A 19,372-nucleotide genomic window follows, 5' to 3' on the forward strand; every position below is an offset into this window, starting at 1 on the left:
GTCAAGCTGCTGACAGTCGGGCCCGGACAAACTGGCGTGATTTATCACGGCTTTTTGCCGCAGCCTGGCAAAATGGCCAGTGCGCGCCATGTGTCGCGATCGCCTGATCCTGCGTCAGGTGATAACCCGCGCCCTGCGCACCCTAATTCCGATTGCCTTGAAAGAGCGAGTTTCAGCATGTCCAAAGTCAAACTGAGCACCAACCACGGCGACATCGTCCTGCAACTGGACGCCGAGAAAGCGCCGCTGACTACCGAAAACTTCGTTCAGTACGTCAAGGACGGCCACTACAATGGCACCGTGTTCCACCGTGTGATCAAGGGCTTCATGATCCAGGGCGGCGGCTTCGAGCCTGGCATGAGCCAGAAGAAGACCCGCGCCAGCATCCAGAACGAAGCCGACAACGGCCTGAAAAACAAGAAGTACAGCATCGCCATGGCCCGTACCATGGAGCCGCACTCCGCCTCGGCGCAGTTCTTCATCAACTCGTCCGACAACGACTTCCTCAACCACAGCGGCAAGAACGTGCAGGGCTGGGGCTACGCGGTATTCGGCGAAGTGATCGAAGGCCGTGAAATCGTCGACGCCATCGAAAAGGTCGCCACCGGTTCCAAGGCTGGCCACCAGGACGTGCCGAAGGACGACGTGGTCATCGAGAAAGCCGAGATCGTTGAGTGATCCTGCTGATCTCCGATCTGCACCTGCAAGAAGAACGCCCGGACATTACCCGGGCGTTTCTTGATCTGCTCGATGGCCGTGCCCGCCACGCCAAGGCGTTGTACATCCTTGGCGACTTCTTCGAAGCCTGGATCGGCGACGACGCCATGACGCCCTTCCAGCAGTCGGTCTGCCAGGCCATGCGGCGGCTGAGCGACAGCGGCACGGCCATCTACCTGATGCATGGCAACCGTGATTTCCTGATTGGCCAGGCCTTCTGCGACGCTGCGGGCTGCACGTTGCTGCACGACCCCAGCGTGATCGAGCTGGGTGGTGAGCAGGTGCTGCTGATGCATGGCGATACCCTGTGCACCCGCGACCTGGCCTACATGAAAATGCGCCGCTTGCTGCGCAACCCGCTGAGCCTGTGGGTGTTGCGGCACCTGCCGCTGTCGGCCCGCTACAAGCTGGCACGCAAGCTACGCAGCGAAAGCCGCTCGCAAACGCGGATGAAGTCCACCGAGATCGTCGATGTCACGCCGGAGGAAGTGCCGAAGGTGATGGCGGCGCATGGTGTACGTACCTTGGTGCATGGGCATACCCATCGGCCGGCGATACACAAGCTGGTGGTCGACGGGCAACCGGCACGGCGTATCGTGCTGGGCGACTGGGACCGCCGTGGCTGGGCCTTGCAGGTTGACGAGCAAAGGTTTCAGCTGGCGCCGTTCGAGTTTTCCTGACCGACCGAGTCGCCTTCTTCGCGGGTAAACCCGCTCCCACAGGTATCGTGCCGCTTGCAGCTTTGGTGCAGTACCTGTGGGAGCGGGTTTACCCGCGAAGAGGCAGGCACAGGCTAACGCCTCAAGGCCGGCTGACCACCGCCCCCTTATCCCGCTCACTGATCACCACTTCCCGGTACTCCGGATCAGCCTTGATCTGCGCCTCGGTAAATGGAATTACCGCCAGTTGCCCGGCCGCAAACGCCTTGGTCTGGTCACCGGCATGCATCGAAGCCGCTTCACTCGACTGGGAAAACGCCAACAGCCCACGGGCCTGCGGCCCCTTGTCGGTAAAGCTGACCAGTTGCAGGTAGCTGGTACCACTGACCACCAGCCGCTTGCCCTGCCCGTGCGGCACGCTGTAGATCGCGTTGTACACGCCCAACGCCTGCGGGCCACCCGGCACCGGCGTGCCATCGCTCGCCTGTTGCACCTGCCCCCAGCGCGCCTCCCCTGCCATGCCGCTGTCACGCACCTGCTTGAGCGACGCCAGCGCGGCCTGGTGCAGCAGCTTGCGCACGGCCGCCTGCTCTACCGCCAGCCCGCGCGGGGTGTGCTGCGGGTCGGCCGGGTCGAAGGCCACCCGCCAGCTTTCCGGGTGCTCGGCCAGGGCATCGAACAGGTTCTGGAAATGCACCAGGCCAATGCCGCTGTCCAGGTCAGCCTTGCCATTCCAGGCCACCAGGCTGCTGCATACCGCCCGCACATCCGCATCGGCGTCTTTGCACCATTGCAGCAGGTCAGGCAGTAGCAGGCTGGCCAGGTACACCTCGTCATCGGTCACCATGCGCTGCAGGTCGTCAACGCCCAGGCGGGCCGTACCCTGCAGGCGTTGCAGGGCAAAGCGGCCACGCATGCCCAGCGGCTGGTCACTGCGGCTGACCAGCGGCGAGTAACCGGTCAGCGGCTGCGCCGGGTTGGCCATCCAGGCCGGGTCGTTGGAGTTCTGCACGAAGTCCTCGCGCTCCAGGCTCGGCAGCAGCCGCGCAGGGAAGATCCCAGGCTGCGCGGCCTGCGCATCGACCTTCCACTGGCACGCGCTGCGTGAGCCATCCAGTACCACCAGGCGCCCTTGTGCCTGCGGGTTGCTGCACGCACTCAGCAGTTGCTGATCCACATAAGGCACCACAGACTGGTTCAGGTACAAGGCCTTGCCTGCCGGGTCCACCGCCAGCGTGTTGACCCAGGGAATACCTTGCAGCTGTTCGATCGAGCCTTTCAACGCAGCCAGGCTGTCGGCATGGTTGATCTGGTACCACTGCTGCAACACCCGAGTGTTCTCGAGGTTGGCGTCGCGCAGGCTGTAGGCGGCATGCGCATCCCAGTCCAGGCGACCCGGCCACTGCACCACCGGGCCGAACTGCGAACTGTAGACCTGGCGCTGTACCTGGCTCAGGCTGCCATCCTCGGCCTTGACCGCAACACTGACGGTTTGCCGGGCCAGCGGCAGCGACTTGCCATCAAGCAGGTAGCGGGTCGGGTCCTTGGGGTCGAGTTGCAGGCGGTACAGGGTGAAGTGCTTCGATGTGTCGACGGTGTGCGTCCAGGCCAGATGCTGGTTGAAACCGATGTTGACCACCGGCAGGCCCGGCAATGCCGCCCCCATCACATCGAGCTGGCCGGGAATGGTCAGCTGCATCTGGTAGAAGCGCATGCCCCCCATCCACGGGAAGTGCGGGTTGGCCAGCAACAGGCCGCGGCCATTGGTCGAACGTTGCGCCCCGACGGCCACCGCATTGCTACCGCGTTCCGTGGCAAAACGCTGCTGCCTGGCCAGCGCCGCGGCAAACCCTGCCGGCGCCTGCTGGCTGGCCAGCGTTGGCGGTTGCGCCCCCGCCAGCGCTTCGACGAACTGCCCGACACCGCCTTCGGCGAGTAGCCGGCGGGTCAGCTTGATCAGGTCCTCGCTGCTGATCGGCCGCAGCCACTCGCCGTTGCCACATTCGGCAGGCAACCCCTGGCTGCGGCGCTCGGCCAGCGCCCGGTTGTAGCCGCTGGCATAACCTGCCAGCAGCGCCTGTACTGGCGCTGGCTGCGCCTGCAAGAACGCCTCGACTGCCGCCGGCGTGTTGAGCCAGGCGAAGAACACATCGCTGGCCAGGTTGTCACGCTGCTCCAGGGTCTTGCCCTTGGCACCGAAGTAGCGTGAGCGCTCGCCACTCACGGTCAGCACTTCATTGGCCAGCAGGCACAGGTTGTCCTGGGCGTAGGCGTAGCCGATGCCATAGCCCAGGCCGCGCTCGTCCTTGGCCACGATGTGCGGCACCCCGTAACTGGTTCGGCGAATCTGCGCACTGGCATCGGCTGCGGCGGACTGCACCGGCACTGCGCCGACGCTGAAGGCTACCAGTGCGGCGACCAGGCCAGCGCAAGTCATGGGACGGGAAAGTGGAAACACGGGCACTCCTCGGGTTCGGGGGTCATCCCGATCAGACGAATGGCCAGATGAAAATTTTACGTATTACCAGGCAATGGAACGTCTTGAACAGAACCAGGCTTTTTTTTGCGCGTGGGCTGCAGTTTTTCCGTTCTCATTCGTCCTAGTAAGTGAGGCACCCAAATTTCGGGTTCGTCCACGAAAAGGAGCATTCACATGTACAACCCGCAACCCTCGATCCAGGCTGGGCGCGTCCCAGGCAAAGCGCCCAGGGAACAGGACGTTTTTGCTGACGAACGCATCGGCAACGAACAGATCCGCGAGCTGTTGCGCAGTTTCGGCCTGCGTACCAGCCTGATCCGCCTCAAGGTCATCGATGCCTTGCACGCCGCCGACCGCAATGGCCGCAGCATTGGCGTGCGCGGGGTGCACGCGCAACTGGAACAGCTGGATATCCCGCTGTCGTTCCTCAGCGTGCGCGAAGTGCTCAAGCGGCTGTGCAGCGAGGGCGTCATCCAGCTGGGCAGCGACAAATGCTACAGCCTCGACCCGCAGGCGCGCGCCGTGCTGGAGCGAACGCCTGTGCGCTGAGCGCATGGCCGGCCATGCCTGGCCGGCCCGCCAGGATCAGGGCTTGACCTTGCGCCGCAGGATGCCGTTGATCACCACGACCACCACGGCGATGGCAATGGCCAGCATCTGGAAGGTCTGCTCACTGATCGTGCCCTGCTTCTGCAGGTGGGACAGGCCCAGCATCAGGCCCAGTACCACCAGGATGATCAGAAGGGAATATTTGAGGCGCTGCACGTGTGTCATCGAAGGTTCCTTGCAACATCAGGGGCAAATGGCTCGCAACGAGCCGCGGCAATGATACAACGGCCACCGGCCCCGGCGCTGCATTTCCTGCTGGGTGGGGCGGCGCCTGCCTGAAAGCATGGGGCTCCCAAGCACCCATGCCGGAGGCACCATGTACAAACCCCTTCTGTTCGCGTCGCTATTGCTGACGCCCTTTTCCCTTCATGCGCTGGACACCCGCCAGACCTCGGCCGAGCAACTGCTCGAACTGGGCCGCGAACTGGCTGGCCAAGCTGGCGCCAGCCAATGGCAACAACTGTGGCAGCGCGTGCGCCAGGCCGGTTACCTGCAGGCAAAAGGTGCGTCGGTGCATTTCAGTGTCCCCCTGGCGCAACTGCCCGAGCTGGCCCGGCAAACCCTGGCCCAGGCCGACCAGGTACAAGCGCAGCAGCAGACCCAGGCACTGTACCGCCGCAGCTTTGCCGACCAGGTCATCGGCCACCGTGACGGGCAGCCGCTGCATGCGCTGTGCCTGCTGGTCGATTGGCGCACGCTGCCACAAGGCATGCGCGACTCCCCCCAGGCCTACCTGCGCAGCGCCAGCCTGCTGAGCAGCTATCCGTGCGATTGAGGGGTACTACACCCAACGCGCTGCGCAGGGAGTGGCCTGATGGGAAATCACCCGCCACAGCCAAATGTTGAAGCCATGTCCTACAACGCCGGATATCGCTGCCTGCAAAACCTGTTCGCGGAAGCTACAAGCCCCAACCCATATGGCGCCTAGCGACATGCCTCGGCTGTCACAGAAAATCCAGCCACACCTTCGACATAACGCCGCTGGTGATCGGTTAGCACAGCCCATCCGTCCCGAAGGAGCGCCATATGCAACTGCCAGACTTGAGCCACATCGATATCAGCCAACTGCCCCACTCGCTGCAGGCCCTGATCGACTGCATCGGCATCGACAACGCCTACCAGCTGACCTGCGCCTACGGCGGCAGGCCCAAGTACATCCCCAAGCACCGCGAGCGCACCAAGCTTGCCGACGTGTTGCCGGCCGAAGCGCTCGACGCACTGATCAAGCGCTTTGCCGGTGTCGCCCTGGAAATTCCCAAGGCTGACCATTTCATGCGCCAGTTGCGCAACCTGCAGATCCAGAAGGAAAGCGCCAGCGGCTTGTCTCGCAGCCTGCTCGCTGACAAGTACGGCCTGAGCCTGCGCCAGATCGGCAACATCCGCCGCCAGGCGTAGGCTATCAATTCGGTTTGAATTTTTTTCAAAAAGGCCTGAAATGGATCCATCCTCATCCGCTCCACTAGGTGATCGATTATCCAACTAAACTGAACTGGCCTGCATTCATCCACACTGGTCTGCGTGATTAGGCAGACCTTTGACGCTGAGGCTCTGGGGCGAATCGATGTCTTGCGCAAGTGCTTCCAAGGCCCCGAGATTTTTTACAAAATCGGCCTCATTGCAGTCCGATAAGCGCATCCCGTCAGAAATAGCCTGCTGCCTCCTCCGCGAAGTTATTTTTGAAACAGAAAAATGATAATGCAAAATCTTGCTTCACCTCCGCTTTGCTGCAGAAGTCCAAAGTCAGCTTTCATCGAGTAGTTATAGCACGAAAAGGCTGCTGCAGGGCCTTAAGCCCTTGATTTAAGTCGATTCCAAAAAGTTTCGGACTACCAAAAACAGGGGTGTATATACCTGCAAATGTAGTTAGTAGCGTACTCAGTCTTTAAGGAGCTTTGACTGGTTGATTTTTAGCTCTAAACAAGGCAGATCCCCAACCACCAGACTAGCTACTGCCGCAAGAACAGCTTGAAATGAGAGCTTGCAAAGTCTTGTGATTCGTGCACGACCAAGCCTGGTCTTCAATTTCATTTAACGCGCGTTGGGTATTCAATGGCCGAAGCTCTTGAGATAGTGGATCGTACAGATATACATACAGGCCTTCGTAGATCGCGCGAGAGATCTGGCGGTGCCAATAAAATTTCCCACCATCACTAATCCCGGCCTCGTCCAAATGGACATCGTAGTGCCGAACAAGATAGCCAAAAAGCACTCTCTGCGAAATATCTCGAAGCGCTTGAGTATGACGCATATCTGCAGATCGCCAGATCCGACAGCGCGCAACGGCTCGGTTACCACTGCATGGAAAATCCACCACCGTGATCTTGGCATAATAGGCGACTAATGCTGAGGTATCGTCGACCAATGCGATTTCGAATTCATTGCCGCCAACCGTGTTCTGTCGATCATCAACTCGAACCAAACGGTACCCAGGCACAGTACTAATGACTGGCTCACCGATACTACACACCAATTCGGCGCCCGTAAGAGCAGCATAGAGGGCGGCATTGTCTGCTGTGCGCGTGAGTGGCTCCAGCTCGGCAGAGCACTTTTCAGTGGTAGAGGCCATTGTCGTATTCTCTGTGGGAGCGGTATTCCTATGACCAACACGCTAACGGAAGCCACAAAATCTACAAGCGTTCGCGATAAAAAATCGTCCGAGTCATAGAGCGGAGTAAAGCGTCGACATTCGGTTGCAAGCATACCCTCTCAAACACCCGCCCCTGCGGTCTGCAGAAGCTTTTCCCTCAAAACTCGACATATAGCTTCCTGCCATGCAATCCCATGCGACCTAGGCATCCCACCTGAACGCCATGAATATGGGCATCAGGGCTGTGTAAGGCCTCGTCAGTGTAGCCTTGAGTTCACGACCAGCGGGCCTAGATGTGCGCCTCAGATTCCAGAGGGTTAGGAAAGGCTCTGTGTGGTATTCTTGCAGGCTTCCGTCGAATCAAAACCGGGACCTCCGCATCATTTACCCATGAGCTCGCCACCGCGAATCTGCTCAATGCGCCTGTAGGTTTCATACAGAGAGATCATGCCACCCTGAGCCATAACCTCTAGTGGTGTCCTGCCGTCAAAAAACAAATTTTCATTCTTCATCCTTGGAAATCCCTTAACATTTTCTTGGTTAGCGAACGTCCCCCTCAAAAAGCCATGTATGCCAATCACCAAACCAATCCTCTGCTGCTGATCCAAATCGAGCTTGCCGCCACATCCGCCTTCCCGCATCGCACGCCGAAAAGTCGAAGGCGAGATTCGGAGTATCTTACAGGCTTGGCGAGGTGTAGCTTGCCAGGCATCAATTATTCGAAGCGCGACCCTCAGCCCAACTGAGCACTGCTCTGCAGAAAGGCGTTGATTGCTCAACATGATATGTACTCCCACTAAAATAGAGCGCCAGCACATTATATGTCTCGAGCCAGCTTTTTACCATAGCCGTCTCTTCATCAAAATATCTTACAGCCTTAATCAATCGGAAGTGCATTGCTCAGTCTCGCAGACCACAATTTTATAATTTCAAAGAAGTTCCACCATGGAATTTTATAAGGACACTCACACGAATGGTCCCAACCCCATTGCCCACACCGGTTGCCACTGCAGAGGCAGAACTGTGTTGGAGATGTAGGCATTCACGAACTGCGACTATTCAATATCAATAGCTTTAATGTCTGTGCATAGGCAATAGCGAATGCATAACAATAAAAACAGCAAACCATGGATGTCCATCCTCCTGAATTTAACGCCCCATTGCATCCGCTTCAAAGTTCACCCCCTCGCCAAAGCATAGATGCCTCCTCTATACAGGATAAGGATGGGGCCACTCTAAAGCATTCAGGCACAACATGGCACGCCTAAGTCGGCCGGAGCAATGAATGGAGTCCACTCTTGGATCGCGTCCTGATGCCCGTTCAATCGACGAACGGAGTTACGCGAGTGAATGGGTGGGTGGATGAAAAATTGTATACTTATACAGAAATTCCAGCATAGGTTGCCCGGTTAATTTTGGGCAGTGAAGCTCTGACAAGCGTGATGGGTAATTATTTATTGCTCAAAGGTTGATCGTCATTCACGACAGCACTCTTTAGTGCTCTCACCTGAAACTGTAGAATCATGGCAGGATCCAGCACATCAGGTGTAAGGCTGGAAGGATTGTCAAGGCGTGATGCCAGCCGGCCGAGGATTTACGATGGTTTCCAATGTGAAAGACGGTAGGCATTGGCCGGAACCAGGACTCCAAACTGACTGATCCAGTCAGTTGACAGGGTCGCCAGGGCGACCTAGAGCTCTGAGCTGATAATCGTTCACCGCTTGGAACTGTGATTCAGCAATTACTCGCAAGCGCTCGACCTCCTTGGCAGATTGGCCTGCCACATGTGCTTCGTGGTACAGCTTCATCGCAGCCACTGCGTCGGCGAACATGGGGTCATCGGGCAGAAGGGCTGGCGGTTTGTCTCTCATTGGCATACACCGTGGGACCGAGGGGGGTGTTTCATTGGATGGTAGACGGTAGTCGACCAGGTTCGACAAGCTGATAATCAATGACATCATAGTAAAATTACTCAGCCAGCAGACGTAGAAGCTCAATTTCTACAGGTAAGCTACTTTATCCTGTACCGCAATTTACACGTATGGCTTCAAGTACTTACGGAGCAGGCGTTCACCAGCAAGATCCAAACCCTCCAACATTTGGTGCATAAGCCGGTCCAGCTATGGAACCGGAAGCTTATTGGAAAATTTACAGCGCGGCCCAGCTATCTTGCTCATACTTTTTTGCTAAATCTCCAGCTCGAGCATCAGCCCGGTAGCACAGTTACGGGCACGCCTGTGACGGGCCATCGCACTCTAAGACCCCCATCATTCCCGTGTCCACGAATTACCGCCGTGTGCTCTCTAGCTCCCGATTAGGTGCGATATTTAAATCTTATCCGATCTAATCGCCACAAAAACTAATTAATAATACGATCAACGTATGAAATAATACATAATTACTAGGAATTGCCGTCTCAGTTCCCCTGGCGGTAGAAGCAGTGGCGCCGCGGCCGAGGCGTAATCACCGCTTGCCCGTCGTGGGCGCCCGGTTAGAGATCGCGACGCCAAAAGGTCCGAGTTGCTGGCGGCGGCGATCGCGGTGATCGCGCAAGAAGGCTATGGCGGCGCTGCCTTTCGAATCCGAGTCCGTTAGCGCAGAGCGCGGGAAGGCCTTGATTGACGCCTTTATTGTCATGATTTCCTCATCCAAAATCGCCAAGTCCTCAGTCGCCTTCCCTAATCCCGGCGCCATCCCAGGAGTGCTTCACTCTGCCCCTGAACTTCGCCGCCTCCCTCGTTCTGGCACACCGAAGGAGGCGGTGCCGGTACACGTGCAAGCAAGCACCCGTACGTCTACGACCTGCAAGCCCCGGTTGAGCCATTATTTACTCAAATGGGTGTCCTATGAGTCGTTTTCCTTCACAATGCTTGCACGATATGCAGTGTGGAATCTTCTGATGCACCTCCCTACCGATGAGCGCCTGCTCAAAGCGCTGGCCGACGCGATCGTCGTCCACCCCCGAGCCACATTGAAGGAGCTGGCCGAGGCGGCGGGCGTGAGCAAGGCGACCCTGCACCGTTTCTGTGGAACCCGTGACAACCTGGTGAACATGCTGGAGCGCTATGGCGACCAGGTACTCTCCCAGGTCATCGGCAACACTGACCTGCACGGCAGCGACCCCAGCGCAGCCCTGCATCGCCTCATCGTCGAGCACCTCAAGCATCGCGAAATGATGATCTTCCTGCTCTTTCAGTACCGCCCGGACTCGTTCGACGACAGCGAGGCGAACCGCCCGTGGCGGGCCTATGCCGACGCCCTGGATGCCTTCTTCCTGCGTGGCCAGCAAGCGGGCGCTTTCCGTATCGATATCAGCGCGGCGATCTTCACCGAAATGTTCCTGAGCATGGTGTATGGCATCGTCGATGCAGAACGACGCGGGAGAGCAGCCAGCGCGACATCCGTGCAGACGCTGGAGCTGCTATTCCTCGACGGCGCTGCGGCACCTGCTCGCTGACCTGCCTTCGCCAGCCCAAAAAAAGGCCCCAGGACATCAATCTCTGGGGCCAAGTGGCTGGACATGCCAACCAAAGGAGGCTGTTTCAGCCCTTGCCCGGCCAGCCGCCACCGAGTGCGCGGAACAGGTCGACCAACGCAAGCTGGCGCTGGGTACTGGCTTCGATGAAGGCTGCTTCGTTCACGTAGCTGTTGCGCTGCGCGTCCAGGTAACGCAAATGGCTGTCCACCCCACCCTCGTACCGCGCCTTGGCCAGCGCCAGCGTCGCACGGCTGGTGTCGACGAGGGCCCGGCGCGCGGTTTGTTCGCGGCGCAGGGTGTCGGTGGCAGCCAGTGCGTCGGACACTTCGCGGAAGGCGACCTGGATCACGCCTTCATAGGCGGCCACGGCCGAGTCCTTGCGTGCCTCGGCCAGGCTGAGCCCGGCACGGTTGCGCCCGGCGTCGAACAACGGCAGTGACAACTGCGGCATGAAGCTCCAGCTACGCGAGCCACCGTCGAACAGCCCGGACATCTGCGCACTGGCGGTCCCAAAGCTGCCGGTCAGGCTGATACGCGGGAAAAAGGCGGCCCGCGCCGCGCCGATATCGGCATTGCGCGCACGCAGCCGGTGTTCGGCAGCGAGGATATCGGGACGGCGCTCGATCAATGCCGACGGCGCGCCCGGCGCAATGTCATTGAGCACCATTGGCTCATCTGGGCGCTCAACGGGCATCGCCTTGGCCGCCTCGGCGCTGCCCAGTAACAGCACCAGCGCGTTGTAGGCCTGGCGCTGCTGGCGCACGGTGACTTCAAGCTCGGCACGAGACTGCTCGACCAGCCCCAACGCCTCCTGATGGTCCAGCGCCGTGGCCGTGCCGGCAGCGCGACGCTCACCGACCAACGCCAGAGAGTCCTCGCGGCTGGCCAGGGTCTGGCGGGTCAGCGCCTGGCGCCGCTCGGCACCGTCCAAGGTCAGGTAGGCCTGGCTCACCTCGGCGATCAGGGCGATGCGTGCGGCACGCCCGGCTTCCTCGGTGGCCAGGTACTGCTCCAGCGCCGCATCGCTCAGGTTTTTGACCCGTCCGAACAGGTCCACTTCATATTCCGGCAATGACAAGCCCACCTGATAAGTGCTGGTGACGCCTTCGCGGCCATCGTTCGAAAGTGCCGAAGGCAGGTGCTGGCGATTGCCCGCGGCGCTGGCGTTCAGCCCAGGCACCCGGTCGGCCCGCTCGATCCGGTATTGGGCGCGGGCCTGCTCGATGTCGAGCAGGGTCTGGCGCAAGGAGCGGTTGTTGTCCAGCGCACTGGCGATCAGCTGACGCAGCACCGGGTGGACAATGAAAGCCTGCCACTGCATCTGCTCCACCGAACGGCCGGCATGACCGGCAGCATCGCCCCATCCGGCCGCCACCGGTGCTTCTGGGCGCTGATAGGTGGGCGCCAGGGAGCAACCGGTCAAGGTCAAGGACAGGACCAAGGGAAGCACACGATTGAATTTGATCATCACTTGGCGACCTCGACCGGTTGCTCAGGTGCGGGCTTGCGCTTGAGCAGCGTCAACACCCAGACGAAACAGATCGGCACGAAGACCACGCCCAACAAGGTGGCACTGAGCATGCCGCCGATTACGCCGGTGCCGATGGCGCGCTGGCTTGCCGCCCCCGCGCCGGAGGCGATGGCCAATGGCACCACGCCGAGGATGAACGCCATGGAGGTCATCACGATCGGACGGAAACGCAGGCGCGCGGCCTCGATGGCGGCGTCGCCCAGGCTGAAGCCCTTCTCCCACAGTTCCTTGGCGAACTCGACGATCAGGATGGCGTTCTTCGCCGCAAGGCCAATGATGGTGATCAGCCCGACCTTGAAATACACATCGTTGGGCATGCCGGTGAGCGTCACCGCCCACACCGCACCCAAGGCACCAATCGGCACGATCAACATGACCGTCAGCGGAATCGCCCAGCTTTCGTACAGCGCCACCAGCAGCAGGAACACCACCAGGATGGCCAGGGCGAACAGGCTGGCCGCCTGGCCGCTGGACACCTTCTCCTGGTAGGAAAGGCCCGTCCAGGCGTAGCCGATACCCGGCGGCAGCTCGCTGACCAGACGCTCCATCTCGGCCATCGCCTGGCCAGTACTGTGCCCCGGCGAAGCGTCGCCGGCGATGCGGATGGACGGGTAGCCATTGTAGCGCACCAGTTGCACCGGCCCCTCTTCCCACTGGATGGTGACGAAGGCGCTGAACGGCACCTGCTCGCCGTTGGCATTCGGGGCATAGAGGCGCAGCACGCTTTCGGGGGTCATGCGCTCGCCTTGCTCAGCCTGCACCACCACGCGCTGCTGGCGCCCGGCATTGGTGAAGTCGTTGATCACCGCCGAACCGAAAGCAGTGGCCAAGGTGCTGTTGATGGCCTCGAAGCTCACCCCCAGCGTTCGGGCCTTTTCCCGGTCGATGTGCACGCGCAGCTGCGGCGCCTCGGCCAGGCCTTCCATCATCGCGTAGAGAATCAGCGGATTGCCGTTGGCACGGGCCAGCAGTTGGTCGCGGGCGGCGAGCAGTGCTTCACGGCCAAGGCCGCCACGGTCCATCAGGCGCAGGGCGAAACCGCCGGAGTTGCCCAGGCCGTCGATAGGCGGTGGCATGACCGCGGTGATGGTGCCGTCACCGTTGGCGGCGAATTGTGCATTGATCGCTGCCGTTTCCGCCTCCGCCGATTGTGTCTTGTCACGCTGCGACCAGTCCTTGAAGGTGGGGAACGCCAGTGCGGCGTTGTCGCCCTGGCCCGAGAAGCTGAAGCCGCTGACGATGAACGAGTTGGCCACCGCCTCACGAGACATCAGGAATTTCTCCAACGCCTCGGCGGTGTAGTCTGTACGTACCCGGCTGGCGCCCGGCGGCAGCTGTACGTCGACGACGCTGTAGCCCAGGTCTTCAGCCGGCACGAAGGCCTCCGGCAAGCGCAGGTAGGAATAGCCCAGCACCACCAGGATGCCGACATACGCCAGCATCCAGCGCCCGGCACGCGCCACCAGCTCGCTGTTGAGCAGCGAATAGCGCTCGGTGATACGGGCGAAGCCACGGTTGAAGGCGCCGAAGAAACCGCCCTTTTCATGATGGCCATGGGGCACTGGCTTGAGCAGCGTGGCGCACAGTGCAGGGGTGAAGGTAAGGGCCAGGAAGCCGGAGAACAGGATCGAGACAGCCAGAGACACAGAGAACTGCTGATAGATCACCCCCACCGAACCGGACATGAACGCCAAAGGCAAGAATACCGCCGCCAGCACCAGGGTAATACCAATAATGGCCCCGGAAACCTGCCCCATGGCCTTGATGGTCGCCTCCACCGGCGACAGGCCTTCCTCGGCCATCAAGCGCTCGACGTTCTCCACCACCACGATGGCGTCGTCCACCAGGATGCCGATGGCCAGCACCATGCCGAACATGGTCATCATGTTCACCGAAAAGCCGAGCAGTTTCATGATCATCAGCGTCCCGAGCAGGCACACCGGCACCACGATCGAGGGCACCAGGGTGTAGCGCACGTTCTGCAGGAACAGAAACATCACCAGGAACACCAGCACCATGGCTTCAATCAAGGTGTGAATCACCTTCTCGATGGCCACGTCGACGAAGCTGGAGGTGTCGTACGGCACCGAATACTCGACCCCTTCGGGGAAGAACTGCGACAGCTCGGCCAGGCGTTCCTTGACCTGCGTCGCTGTCTGGATGGCGTTGGCGCCCGGCGCCAGCTGCACCGCGCCGGCCACCGCCGGGTGGCCGTTCAGACGTGCCGACAGGTTGTAGTTCTCGCTACCGATGGCCATGCGCGCGACATCACCCAGACGCACGCTGGAGCCATCCGGGTTGGCGCGCAGGACGATGCCGGCGAACGCCTCCGGCGTGTCGAGGGTACCCTGCACGGCCAGGGTCGCGGTCAGCTCCTGCTCGCTGGCGCCCGGCGTGCTGCCGAAGCTGCCGGCCGGCACCTGGACGTTCTGGCCGCGAATCGCCGCGTTGATGTCGTCGATGGACAGGCCATAACCCACCAGCTTCTGCGGATCCACCCAGACGCGCATGGCCGCTTCGGACGCGAAGAACTGCAGCTTGCCCACGCCGGGCACGCGCAGCAGTTCGTTGTTGATGTTGCGCGCGGCATAGTCGGCCAGGGCCGTGGTATCGCCACGGTTGCCGACCGTGCTGGTCAGGGCGTAGATCAGCAGGAAACCGGAGCTGGCCTGCTCGACTTTCAGCCCTTGGGTCAGCACCGCCTGAGGCATACGCGCCTCGGCCTGTTTCAAGCGGTTCTGCACATCGACCTGCGCCATGTCCGGATCGGTGCCAGGCTCGAAGGTCACCATCACTTCGGCCACGCCGTTGGAGTTGTTGGTGGACTCGTAGTACAGCAGCCCCTTGGCGCCGTTGAGCGACTGTTCGATGATGCTGGTCACCGACTCCACCATGACCTTGGCCGAAGCGCCGGGGTAGGAGGCAGTGATGGAAATCTGCGGTGGCGCCACATTGGGGTACTGGGCCACGGGCAAGGATGGAATCACCAGCAATCCTGCCAGTGAAATGAACAACGCCACGACCCAGGCAAAGTTCGGGCGATGGATGAAAAACCTGGACATCTCACGTTCCTCGCGTCACTGGGCGGCAGCCGTTTGTTGCTGTGCCGGCGCCACCGGCATACCGGGAGCCAACCCTGCCGGGCTACCGACGATCACCTGATCACCTGGCTTGAGCCCTTCGTTGATTTGCCAACGCGAGCCTTGCATCACACCGGTTCGCACGACGCGTGCCTCGGCGATGCCATTGGCGGCGACCATGACCCGTGCCTGGCCATCGCTGCCTCGCTGGACCGCACGCTGAGGAACCAGGATGGCGTGGTTGTCGGTACCTTGAGGTGTGCGCACGCGCACATACATGCCCGGCAAGAGGATGCCGTCGGCATTATCGAAACGCCCACGCAGGACGACCTGGCCGGTACCGCGGTCCACACTCACATCGGTGAACATCAGCTCGCCTGAGCGCTGGAAATCGGTGCCTTCCACTTGCGCGGTCAGACCCTGGCTGTCGGCCGAGAGTGCGCCGTCCATGACCGCCTGCCGCAGGCGCAGCGCGTCAGCAGCAGATTGCGTGAAGTCGATGTAGATCGGGTCCAGTTGCTGTATCCGTGCCATCAGCGTCGCCTCCCCCTGCCCCACCAAAGCGCCTTCGGTGGCCAGCGCACGGCCAATGCGTCCGGAGATCGGCGCAGTGACAGTGGCGTAACCCAGGTTAAGGCGTGCGGCCTGCACATCGGCCTGCGCGGAACGTACTGCCGCACGGGCACTGCGCAACTCGGCAGTGGCGCTGTCGAAGTCCTGCTGGCTGACCGCCTCGATCTTGACCAGCGGCTCATAGCGTTTCACACGTGCCTGGGCTTCCTGCTGCACGGCCTGGGCACGGGCGAGGTCCGCCTCGGCGCGGGCCAGGGCGGCCCTGAACGGCGCCGGGTCGATCTGGAACAGCATATCCCCCGCCTTGACGTCAGCCCCTTCCTCGAAGCGCTTGTGCAACACGATACCCGGCACCCGCGCCCTTACCTCTGCGACCCGCATCGGCTCGACCCGGCCCGGCAACTCAGCGGCCAGGGTCACCTGCTCGGAGGCCAACGTCACGATTTCCACCGGGTAGCTCGCGTTGGCTGCGCCGTCCTGCTCTGCTGCGGGCTCGCACCCGGCCAAGGTAATCGCCACGGCCAGTACGCCCACTCTTATCGAACCTGTCTTGCCCATCACTCACCCGAGCCTTGATTGAAAACGGGGCGAATGCTACTTTTCAAACCCATATGAGTCAATTATGTCTCACAAAAATCAAACAAGACTCCTCATGACCACTTCAGGCTTCCCTCCTTCATCGCTTTCCACCAAGCTGGTGAATGCCCTCTATGCCGCTGCCGCCTTGCGACCCAGAGCGTCCATGGGTGAACTGGCGGCGTTGGCTGGCATCAGCCGGGCTACCTTGCACCGTTACTGCGGGACGAGAGAAAACCTCGATAGCCAGCTCGAACAGCACGCCAAAAACACGCTCATGCAGATCCTCGACAACAGCGGCGCGCTGGCTTCCACAGAGCCCCTGGCCGCGTTGCGTCAGCTGATTCGCGAACACCTGGCCCAAGGCGAACTGATCGCCTTCCTGGCTTCCCGTTACCCTGTGCACATGAGCGTGCAACACGACCTGCGGCTCTATCTGGAAACGCTCGATGCGTTGTTCTTCAGCGGCCAGCGACAGGGTGTATTTCGAGCGGATGTCACCGCGGCGCTGCTGACCGAGATGTTCGTATCGCTGTTGCACGGCATGGTCGATGCCCGCCAGCGAGGGCATGCGCCAATAGAGCGTGCAAAGATGCTGGAGAACGCGTTTCTGCAGGGCATTGCAACGCGGGCGCCCTGTTGGGCGCCCGCGTAGGGCAACCGCCGTTAAGCGCTATTGCGCCAAAGGAAGGGGATAACTGCTATTGCTCGTCGCCATCGAGCGGCGTACTCCAGATCACCAGCTCAAGAGCGGCGGCGATCTGGATGCGATGATCGGCAAGCGGGACAGGCAGCAGGTCCTGGGCGCGCTCCAGTCGGCGCAGCAAGGTATTGCGATGGGTGCCCAGCACCTCGGCGGTCTGGGTGATGTTGCAGCCGTTGGCCAGGAAGGCGTGCAACGAATGCTGAAGCACCGTGGGTTCGGTCGCCAGGCGCCCCAGGGTGCTCAAGACGAACTGCCTGGCCGCGCGGGCATCCTGGGTCATCAACGACACCATCCTCACCTGATCGATCGTGGCAACGGCGGGGGAACCCGCCAAACGGCCCATCAACCGCTGGGTGGTCAAGGCTTCCAGGTGCGAGCGCCGGAACCCATTCATCCCCGCGCCCGCCGAACCGATTGCCGCGCGAATCTTGGGAAATTGTCGAGTGACGCCTTGCAGCAGGTTCAGGTCCAGCGGCTTTGCCGCACTGCTCCAGGCCCACAGGGTCGCAGTGCCCGCAAATACGATCAGGGGCGCTACCGTGCCCGTGAGCTGCGCCAGCGCACGCGCCATATCTTCCAGGGGGCGAATCTCGGCGTCCGGGGTTTCGCTCCAGACGAGGCAGGCATGGTGTCTCTGCGCAAGGCTGTAGCCCAGTCGCCTGCCGAACTGCTCCGCGTCCACATCCCTGCCATCGAGCAGCCGGCTGACCAGGCTGCGTTTATCGACAGGATCATCATGGGCGTGGGCGCTCTTTTCTTCGAGGATGATCTGCGTCACCACACGCATGTTGCTGTCGATGAATTCCGAGATCGAACGCGACGAGACCTTCAGGAATTCCTCGAGCACCACGGGATCCTGCGTCAGGCTGAAGGCCATCTTCATCCATAGGTCCCAGGCTGCGTTCTGTGTCGACCTTGCAACATTCATCAGCAGCTCCGACAGCCCCCTGCGGGCGAGCTCCCTGGCCGTGTCCACCATGTCAGCAGACACGTAGGGCTCCACCGGCTCACCAGGGCGCTGCAGGTTGGCATTGGCCCAATGCAGCAACTCTGCCCGGTTGGCGCGCCGGCACGACGCGAGGATAACCGGGTCCTCCAGCAACCTGGCATCTTTGGGTGAAGAGAACAGTGACTGGTTCAGCCGCTCGACCCACTCAGGTGGCAGCGCCTGAGCGAGTTCGGCGCCTTTGCGCATAAGCTCGCGAACGGCTTCCGAGGGGCGTGGCCAGGGCGATGGCGTGCTGGTCATGGGCGGTGCAAATCACTCAAAAATCGGCTGAAAAATGGTGCAGTTCGTACCTTGGCGCAGGGCCAGTGCAAACCTAGCATGAACGCACTGCCTGAACAAAAAGAACAAGGAGGCACCGTGGCGCTCCATGTCCCTTTCCTGGGTTTAGCGCAGTAGCAAGCAGGCCTGTTTCCTGATGCCCGTTGACCAAACGTCAACCCGCCTGCGCAACCGTTCCTTTCAATCCGGAGTGTTCTCAATGTCAGCCTCTCGTGACTCCACGCCAAGCCTGCCAGTTGTAAGCCGCTCGACTTGCGCGCAAGAAATTGCGCAGCTGAGCGACCAGGCAGGTGCCGTGATCATCCGCAACTTCATGACCCCTGAACAAGTCGCACGAATCAACAGCGAACTCGACGCCCCCCTGGCCGCGCTCGATGCCGGCTCCAGGCACGAGCACGCGCTGATCGCCGAGTTCCATGGTCACCAGACCAAACGGCTTACCAACCTCGTCACTCACAGCAAGACCTTTCGTGAGGAAATTCTCGATGACGACCTCTTTCACGAACTGGGGAACGTGCTGTACGCCCCGGACTGCGGTGACTGGTGGCTGACCACGGCCCAGTTGATCGAGATCGGCCCAGGCAACAAAGCGCAAATGCTGCACCGTGACATGATGCAGTACCAACCGTTCGTGGCCATGAACAGGCATGCGCCACGCGCCATCACCAACCTGATGCTGGCGCTGACCGATTTCACCGAGGAAAACGGCGCCACTCGCTTGATCCCCGGGAGCCAGGACTGGGATGACTTTTACGATAAAGGCACCCCAGAGATGACGATCCCCGCCCTGTTGAAAGCCGGCGATGCCATGCTGTTCGGCGGGAAAGTCGTTCATGGCGGCGGTGCCAACGTGACCGCCGACCATTACCGTCGCGGGCTGACCATCCCTATGCAGGCTTCGATCATCACGCCTGAAGAAGCCTACCCGTTGATCGTGCCGCTCGAGCTGGTACGCACGCTTTCTCCACGGGTCCAGAAGATTCTCGGTTTCCGCTCCCAATACCCCAATGGCAGCCCTGGCCTTTGGCAACATAACTACGCAGACCTGGCGGATTACCTTCAGCTCTAGCGTCCAGCGTTGACTTGCCT

The 19,372-nt window shown here is 60.9% G+C and carries 17 protein-coding genes; 8 read left to right on the top strand and 9 right to left on the bottom strand.

Translation table 11 applies throughout. The features are described 5' to 3' along the window. Positions 1-177 precede the first annotated feature (177 nt). Together CAG46_RS17165 and CAG46_RS17170 are read left to right on the top strand one after the other, a co-directional pair. On the top strand, positions 178-678 hold the full coding sequence (locus CAG46_RS17165) for a peptidylprolyl isomerase (RefSeq protein WP_025338942.1): 501 nt from the start codon (positions 178-180) through the stop codon (positions 676-678). After that, positions 675-1,397 (top strand): UDP-2,3-diacylglucosamine diphosphatase, encoded by a 723-nt coding sequence (locus tag CAG46_RS17170; RefSeq protein ID WP_085616548.1) that lies wholly within the window; start codon positions 675-677, stop codon positions 1,395-1,397. The genes CAG46_RS17165 and CAG46_RS17170 overlap by 4 nt, the downstream gene beginning before the upstream one ends. Positions 1,398-1,518: 121 nt before the next feature. Here the strand turns inward: CAG46_RS17170 and CAG46_RS17175 are convergent, their stop codons facing one another. Continuing rightward, positions 1,519-3,834, bottom strand: a complete 2,316-nt coding sequence (locus CAG46_RS17175; RefSeq protein ID WP_085616550.1) for an acylase — start codon at positions 3,832-3,834, stop codon at positions 1,519-1,521. Between the two features lie 195 nt (positions 3,835-4,029). On the opposite strand from CAG46_RS17175, the gene CAG46_RS17180 reads away from it, so the two are divergent. Next, the gene (locus CAG46_RS17180) at positions 4,030-4,404 is read left to right on the top strand and encodes a fe2+ zn2+ uptake regulation protein (protein WP_025338939.1); all 375 of its coding nucleotides are present in this window, start codon (positions 4,030-4,032) and stop codon (positions 4,402-4,404) included. Between the two features lie 36 nt (positions 4,405-4,440). On the opposite strand, the gene CAG46_RS17185 is transcribed toward CAG46_RS17180, so the two are convergent. Next, entirely contained in the window at positions 4,441-4,629 is a 189-nt protein-coding gene (locus CAG46_RS17185) for a hypothetical protein (protein WP_003248064.1), read from the bottom strand. Positions 4,630-4,780: 151 nt separating this feature from the next. Between CAG46_RS17185 and CAG46_RS17190 the strand changes: the two genes are divergently transcribed. Both CAG46_RS17190 and CAG46_RS17195 read left to right on the top strand, forming a co-directional pair. After that, positions 4,781-5,239, top strand: a complete 459-nt coding sequence (locus CAG46_RS17190) for a hypothetical protein (protein WP_085616552.1) — start codon at positions 4,781-4,783, stop codon at positions 5,237-5,239. Between the two features lie 251 nt (positions 5,240-5,490). Further along, on the top strand, positions 5,491-5,859 hold the full coding sequence (locus CAG46_RS17195) for a Mor transcription activator family protein (protein WP_085616554.1): 369 nt from the start codon (positions 5,491-5,493) through the stop codon (positions 5,857-5,859). Positions 5,860-6,406: 547 nt separating this feature from the next. Here the strand turns inward: CAG46_RS17195 and CAG46_RS17200 are convergent. From CAG46_RS17200 to CAG46_RS29120, 3 genes are all read right to left on the bottom strand, one after another. Then, a complete protein-coding gene (locus tag CAG46_RS17200) occupies positions 6,407-7,030 on the bottom strand; it encodes a hypothetical protein (RefSeq protein WP_085616556.1) in 624 nt (207 codons plus the stop codon). Positions 7,031-7,431: 401 nt separating this feature from the next. Then, positions 7,432-7,833 carry an antitoxin Xre-like helix-turn-helix domain-containing protein gene (locus CAG46_RS17205; RefSeq protein WP_085616689.1) on the bottom strand — a complete coding sequence of 134 codons (402 nt, stop codon included), beginning with the start codon at positions 7,831-7,833 and terminating at the stop codon, positions 7,432-7,434. An 882-nt stretch (positions 7,834-8,715) separates the two neighbouring features. Then, positions 8,716-8,922 carry a hypothetical protein gene (locus CAG46_RS29120; RefSeq protein ID WP_085616558.1) on the bottom strand — a complete coding sequence of 69 codons (207 nt, stop codon included), beginning with the start codon at positions 8,920-8,922 and terminating at the stop codon, positions 8,716-8,718. Positions 8,923-9,950: 1,028 nt separating this feature from the next. On the opposite strand from CAG46_RS29120, the gene CAG46_RS17220 reads away from it, so the two are divergent. Further along, positions 9,951-10,508 (top strand): TetR/AcrR family transcriptional regulator, encoded by a 558-nt coding sequence (locus tag CAG46_RS17220; RefSeq protein WP_085616562.1) that lies wholly within the window; start codon positions 9,951-9,953, stop codon positions 10,506-10,508. A gap of 85 nt (positions 10,509-10,593) precedes the next feature. Here the strand turns inward: CAG46_RS17220 and CAG46_RS17225 are convergent, their stop codons facing one another. Genes CAG46_RS17225 through CAG46_RS17235 form a run of 3 tightly spaced genes read right to left on the bottom strand, consistent with a single transcriptional unit; the run spans position 10,594 to position 16,271 of the window. Then, entirely contained in the window at positions 10,594-11,997 is a 1,404-nt protein-coding gene (locus CAG46_RS17225) for an efflux transporter outer membrane subunit (protein ID WP_085616564.1), read from the bottom strand. Further along, entirely contained in the window at positions 11,997-15,122 is a 3,126-nt protein-coding gene (locus tag CAG46_RS17230; protein ID WP_085616566.1) for an efflux RND transporter permease subunit, read from the bottom strand. The genes CAG46_RS17225 and CAG46_RS17230 overlap by 1 nt, the downstream gene beginning before the upstream one ends. 15 nt (positions 15,123-15,137) lie before the next feature. Beyond that, positions 15,138-16,271, bottom strand: a complete 1,134-nt coding sequence (locus CAG46_RS17235) for a MexC family multidrug efflux RND transporter periplasmic adaptor subunit (protein ID WP_085616568.1) — start codon at positions 16,269-16,271, stop codon at positions 15,138-15,140. A gap of 94 nt (positions 16,272-16,365) precedes the next feature. Here CAG46_RS17235 and CAG46_RS17240 point away from each other — a divergent pair, with 94 nt between their 5' ends. Then, the gene (locus CAG46_RS17240) at positions 16,366-16,944 is read left to right on the top strand and encodes a TetR/AcrR family transcriptional regulator (RefSeq protein WP_256573343.1); all 579 of its coding nucleotides are present in this window, start codon (positions 16,366-16,368) and stop codon (positions 16,942-16,944) included. A 46-nt stretch (positions 16,945-16,990) separates the two neighbouring features. Here CAG46_RS17240 and CAG46_RS17245 read toward each other — a convergent pair whose 3' ends face one another. Continuing rightward, a complete protein-coding gene (locus tag CAG46_RS17245) occupies positions 16,991-18,244 on the bottom strand; it encodes a CdaR family transcriptional regulator (RefSeq protein WP_218191470.1) in 1,254 nt (417 codons plus the stop codon). A 238-nt stretch (positions 18,245-18,482) separates the two neighbouring features. Here CAG46_RS17245 and CAG46_RS17250 point away from each other — a divergent pair, with 238 nt between their 5' ends. Beyond that, positions 18,483-19,352 (top strand): phytanoyl-CoA dioxygenase family protein, encoded by an 870-nt coding sequence (locus CAG46_RS17250; RefSeq protein ID WP_085616574.1) that lies wholly within the window; start codon positions 18,483-18,485, stop codon positions 19,350-19,352. Positions 19,353-19,372 lie beyond the last annotated feature (20 nt).

Origin of the sequence: Pseudomonas sp. B23(2017), from assembly GCF_002113725.1 — a bacterium.
In the GTDB taxonomy this organism is placed as follows: Bacteria; Pseudomonadota; Gammaproteobacteria; order Pseudomonadales; family Pseudomonadaceae; genus Aquipseudomonas; species Aquipseudomonas putida_Z.

Excerpts from the sequence above, each read along its gene's own strand:
- CAG46_RS17165 (WP_025338942.1), top strand. The coding sequence starts at position 178 with ATGTCCAAAGTCAAACTGAGCACCAACCACGGCGACATCGTCCTGCAA.
- CAG46_RS17180 (WP_025338939.1), top strand. The coding sequence starts at position 4,030 with ATGTACAACCCGCAACCCTCGATCCAGGCTGGGCGCGTCCCAGGCAAA.
- CAG46_RS17185 (WP_003248064.1), bottom strand. The coding sequence starts at position 4,629 with ATGACACACGTGCAGCGCCTCAAATATTCCCTTCTGATCATCCTGGTG.
- CAG46_RS17190 (WP_085616552.1), top strand. The coding sequence starts at position 4,781 with ATGTACAAACCCCTTCTGTTCGCGTCGCTATTGCTGACGCCCTTTTCC.
- CAG46_RS17195 (WP_085616554.1), top strand. The coding sequence starts at position 5,491 with ATGCAACTGCCAGACTTGAGCCACATCGATATCAGCCAACTGCCCCAC.
- CAG46_RS17200 (WP_085616556.1), bottom strand. The coding sequence starts at position 7,030 with ATGGCCTCTACCACTGAAAAGTGCTCTGCCGAGCTGGAGCCACTCACG.
- CAG46_RS17205 (WP_085616689.1), bottom strand. The coding sequence starts at position 7,833 with ATGTTGAGCAATCAACGCCTTTCTGCAGAGCAGTGCTCAGTTGGGCTG.
- CAG46_RS29120 (WP_085616558.1), bottom strand. The coding sequence starts at position 8,922 with ATGAGAGACAAACCGCCAGCCCTTCTGCCCGATGACCCCATGTTCGCC.
- CAG46_RS17220 (WP_085616562.1), top strand. The coding sequence starts at position 9,951 with ATGCACCTCCCTACCGATGAGCGCCTGCTCAAAGCGCTGGCCGACGCG.
- CAG46_RS17225 (WP_085616564.1), bottom strand. The coding sequence starts at position 11,997 with ATGATCAAATTCAATCGTGTGCTTCCCTTGGTCCTGTCCTTGACCTTG.
- CAG46_RS17230 (WP_085616566.1), bottom strand. The coding sequence starts at position 15,122 with ATGTCCAGGTTTTTCATCCATCGCCCGAACTTTGCCTGGGTCGTGGCG.
- CAG46_RS17235 (WP_085616568.1), bottom strand. The coding sequence starts at position 16,271 with ATGGGCAAGACAGGTTCGATAAGAGTGGGCGTACTGGCCGTGGCGATT.
- CAG46_RS17240 (WP_256573343.1), top strand. The coding sequence starts at position 16,366 with ATGACCACTTCAGGCTTCCCTCCTTCATCGCTTTCCACCAAGCTGGTG.
- CAG46_RS17245 (WP_218191470.1), bottom strand. The coding sequence starts at position 18,244 with ATGACCAGCACGCCATCGCCCTGGCCACGCCCCTCGGAAGCCGTTCGC.
- CAG46_RS17250 (WP_085616574.1), top strand. The coding sequence starts at position 18,483 with ATGTCAGCCTCTCGTGACTCCACGCCAAGCCTGCCAGTTGTAAGCCGC.